Genomic DNA, 4056 nt, shown 5'->3' with positions numbered 1-4056 from the left:
CTCTGCATAGAGTCTCCAAGTCAGCCGAAGTTGGCCTCTAGCCTGCCCAATAAGAGGCCTTCCTATTGGCGGCTGACCGTCTCCGCTCGAAATGACGGCTGACGCCTGCAGCGGGACCAGGGTCGGGATTGAGATCGGGATTGGGAGCTTGTAACTGGAAACAAGAAACCAGCAACTAGCCACCAGCCTCACATTTCCACCATACTGTATTTCCCGTCCTTCATTTCCATGAGGACCAGGTCCACTACAGGATCTCTCTTGTCGTCAAAGCTGAAGGTGCCGCAGACGCCTTTGAAATCCTTCATGTCTGCCAGGGCGTCCCGGATTTTCTTGTGGTCCTTTACTGTGCCGGCCCGTTTCATGGCATCCACGGCCATGTATACGCCGTCATAGGCGCTGGCGGCAAACTGGTCCGGTGCGTGGCCATATTTCTTTGTATAGGCCTCCACAAAATTTCTGACCTTTTCATCCTTTCTCTCCGCAGACCACATGGAGGAGACGTATACGTGATCCGCCGCACTGCCTGCCATATTTCCCAGCTCCGGGGAAACGAAGCCGTTGTCTCCCAGCACCGGCTGGTTCATTCCCATTTCCCGCATTTTCTTCAGAATCCGGGAGCCTTCCTGGTAGTAGCTGCACACCACAATGACATCAGGGTTCTTTGTCTGGATATTGGTGAGCTGGGCGGAAAATTCGTTATCCTTGCTGCCGAAGGTTTCCACGTCGATCACCTCTACCCCTTCCTCCTCCATGGTTTTTTTGAAATATTTCTGGGCAGTAACGTGCTGTTCGTTATCATGGGCATACATGATGGCCGCAGTTTTATACCCCAGGATGCGGTGGGTCTTGGTCACGGTCTGGGGAATATTCTTCGATTCCGGCACGGAATTCCGGAAAATGCAGTCTCCCATGTCCGTGATGTTTTCCGCGGTGACGGAAATTTCCAGAGAAGGCACTTTGGCATTCTGGATGATGGGGCCCGCTGCCTTCGCTTCGTTGGAGGTCATGGGGCCGATGAGGATGGATGCCTTGTCCTGGATCTGCTTTTTGGTGGCATTCATGGCTTCCGCCGGTACAGCCTTGGTATCATCTATCATGAGGTCAATGGGGAAATCGCCTTTCCCGTTGATTTCCTCCACCGCCAGGCGCACCCCTTCTTCTTCCGATTTCCCGTAAGCTGCCGCACCGCCGGTGAGGGCGGCGGTAAATCCGATTCTGGCCGCCTCTTTGGAGCCTGAGGAAACGGCATTTCCCGTCCTGCCTCCGCATCCTGCCATACCGGCCATCATCAACGCTGCCATGGAGCAGATACCTGCCATTTTTACTGCCTTCTTGAAATTTCTCATGTTTTTTCCTCCTCTTTTCCTATCCTGCTCCATCAAAAAAGCCCCTGATGGAACGAATCATTCCACCAGGGGCGGGGTCGCCGCGGTACCACCCTGATTTATCTCTTCAGAAAGCCTGCGGGAGTCCGGATACAAAAAGCCCCTGTCCCATTCCGGGACAGGGGCAACTGATGCGGTACCACCCTGCATTGTACTTTCTTTCTTGTCCGTAACGGGGACTGCCGCCTTCACTACTTTCTTCGTTCCGGTGCTCCCAGGAGAGTTCGTCTCATGTCCCATACCGGCTTGCACCATCCGCCGGCTCTCTGCCATGGCCCTCATCAGACTTTTTCCTGTTCCTCACAGTGCTTCGTAAGTTGAAATAGATATTACAGGTTTTTGAAAAGGCTGTCAACTGTTTTTCTTTTCTATTTATATTCCGTATAAATAGAGCCTTGTATGATTTTATGGAATATCTATTTCAGGACTCCCGCCGCCCTGCCTTCATCCGCTTCAGAATCTCCCGGCCGATTTCCTGGTTCAGATATGCATAGCAGTATGCATTCAGGATGAAAACCAGGCCCAGCATCACCATGCCGGAGGTGGTAAATACCGCCTTTCCCGGATCAGGATCCAGATGAAACAGGTAGGACAGCGGCTTCCACAGCCACTGGATCATGGAAACAAAACGGTCGATGGCGCTGGTGAGAGCGTCCGCAATGCCCAGCACATAAATGGATACGGCGATTTTATAGGACATTTCCACCACATAGGCCAGTGCCGTGAGATGCAGGGTCCGGGCAAAGGACAGATGATGATGAAATCCATATCCCATGGCCAGCCCCAGGGCGGCCGCATAGAAAGCGGTGGTAAAGCCGATTTCCGGCCCGCCGATGATATTCACCAGGAAAATTTCCGCCAGGCTGGTCCCCAGCCCCCACTTCATGCCATGAAAGCTGCAGATGACCGCAATGGGCACCGCCGCAGTCAGCATGGTGATAAACACGAAAAAGGGCGCCAGGAGCTTCAGGAGGACCAGCAGTGCCGCAATGGCTGCTGCCGCCGCTGCTTCCGTCAGATATTTCGTTTTTTGTACAGAAGAATTCACTGTTCCTTGTCCTTTCCAAAAGAAGCAGCCAGGGCTTCTTTTTCCTTCCTTGTCTTTCGTTTCATATGCCACTCCAGGGAACGGGCCTCATGCTCTGTAGAAAACCGGCGGTACCACACCAGCTCCACCGGCAGGCGGCTTCTGGTGTAGCGGGCTCCCTTCCCGCTGTTGTGGGTGCGGATCCGTTTTTCCAGATCATCCACGGTGAATCCGGTATACAGCGTGCCGTCAGCACACCGGACCATGTAGGTAAAATACTGTCTTTCCTCAGAACCACTCATTCATCCAGTTGTTCTCCTTCGGCAGCATGGCCTTCGCCAGAGACAGCACCCGGTCCCTTTCGGCCCGGTCCTCTGTGAGCCACCTGATTTTCTCCAGCCGGGAGAGATCCGGCAGATCCGCCGCTCCCATGAAAAGCTCCGCCAGACTGCCTGCATTGATGCAGAAAGAAGGCTCCGGAATATCCGGCCCCAGCCGGACACCGGATATGTCCTCGATATGGCACTTCAGGCTGTAGAAGACATCCTCCTTCAATGCGCTGATCTTTCCCTCTTCCACCCGGAACACATAAATGCCGCTGTTTTCCGGAAGGAAAGCATCCACCAGCTGGAAAGCCAGGGAACCCTTTGCCGCTCCGGAACAGGAAATCCCGTCAAATGCAGTGACCGGATCCGTCAGACGGGCCATCATATAGGGGAAGGAGCGGTTTCGGATATAGGTATGCTCCGCCCCGTCCTCCCAGTACCGGAAGGACATATCGTCCAGCGGCTCATACCAGATGCACTCATCAATGGAACCCCGGTGACCTGCCATAAAGGCATAGAGCCCCCTTCGTCCCGATTCACGGGCAAAGGCCATTTCCGTCACAATCATGCGGCGGTCATCGAGACTGTAAAACAGATACCCCGACGGCCCCTTCTCATCATACACCAAAGCAATGTACCCTTCCAGAAGCTGCCCCCGGATATGGGACCGCCAGGACGACTCATCCCGGATCGTAAAGCCGTTTCTTTCCGCCGTATAGGCATCATACACCGCCGCCAGATCCTGCCAGCCCTCCTCCCCGGAGAGAATACGGCAGGAAACCGGTTTCCTGCCCAGCGGCGCCAGATGCTCCGGCGACGTTTTCCGCTCCCACTGGTGAACGAAGAAACCAAACCCCATGGGCAGATAGAAAGAAGCGGCCGAAGGCATGAGCGTCACAAAGGGCTTCCCCTCCCGGGCCGCCATGTGGAAGGCGCTCCGAAGCAGCTCCGATCCGTACCCCCGTCCCCGGGCAGCAGGATGCGTAGCCACGCCTACAATATAATCGGTGTCAAACACCTGCCCCCTCACAGACAGCCGGTAGGGCCGCCGGTGAAGATCACAGGCCGTCTGCCCCTTTTCCTCTCCAAGAAGCACCGTCTCCGGCGTATAAAGCTCCCTGAAATACCACTGGAAAAAAGGATCCGAAGGCTTTTCAAAACAGTAGGCCCACAGGGCCTTCACTTCTTCCGTATCTAAAGCAGAGGCTTTTCTGATTTTCATGGATACCTCCTTAGTGTAATGAATGGATTGGTGAAATAGTGGGTTGGTGGAGTAGTGGGTTAGTGGCTGGTATCTGGTATCTAGTTGCTAGTTGCT

Annotated in this window: 4 protein-coding genes; all 4 read right to left on the bottom strand. The window is 54.4% G+C overall.

Annotated elements, in window-relative coordinates; all coding sequences use genetic code 11:
- Window positions 1-188: 188 nt before the first annotated feature.
- The 4 genes from ACI4N7_RS09945 to ACI4N7_RS09930 all read right to left on the bottom strand — a co-directional run bounded on the left by ACI4N7_RS09945 (window position 189) and on the right by ACI4N7_RS09930 (window position 3960).
- Window positions 189-1346 (bottom strand): ABC transporter substrate-binding protein, encoded by a 1158-nt coding sequence (locus tag ACI4N7_RS09945; protein ID WP_439733206.1) that lies wholly within the window; start codon window positions 1344-1346, stop codon window positions 189-191.
- 460 nt (window positions 1347-1806) lie between these two features.
- Window positions 1807-2433, bottom strand: coding sequence for a DUF2232 domain-containing protein (locus ACI4N7_RS09940; RefSeq protein ID WP_439733205.1), 627 nt, complete (start codon window positions 2431-2433; stop codon window positions 1807-1809).
- On the bottom strand, window positions 2430-2714 hold the full coding sequence (locus tag ACI4N7_RS09935) for a GIY-YIG nuclease family protein (RefSeq protein ID WP_439733204.1): 285 nt from the start codon (window positions 2712-2714) through the stop codon (window positions 2430-2432). Before ACI4N7_RS09935 ends, ACI4N7_RS09940 begins: the two co-directional genes overlap by 4 nt.
- On the bottom strand, window positions 2701-3960 hold the full coding sequence (locus ACI4N7_RS09930; protein WP_439733203.1) for a GNAT family N-acetyltransferase: 1260 nt from the start codon (window positions 3958-3960) through the stop codon (window positions 2701-2703). The genes ACI4N7_RS09935 and ACI4N7_RS09930 overlap by 14 nt, the downstream gene beginning before the upstream one ends.
- Window positions 3961-4056: the final 96 nt, after the last annotated feature.

The organism is Dialister sp., from assembly GCF_051885895.1.
Taxonomy (GTDB): domain Bacteria; phylum Bacillota; class Negativicutes; order Veillonellales; family Dialisteraceae; genus Dialister.
The sequence above is the reverse complement of the archived record's forward strand: the minus strand, read 5'-3'. Positions and strand labels throughout refer to the sequence as shown.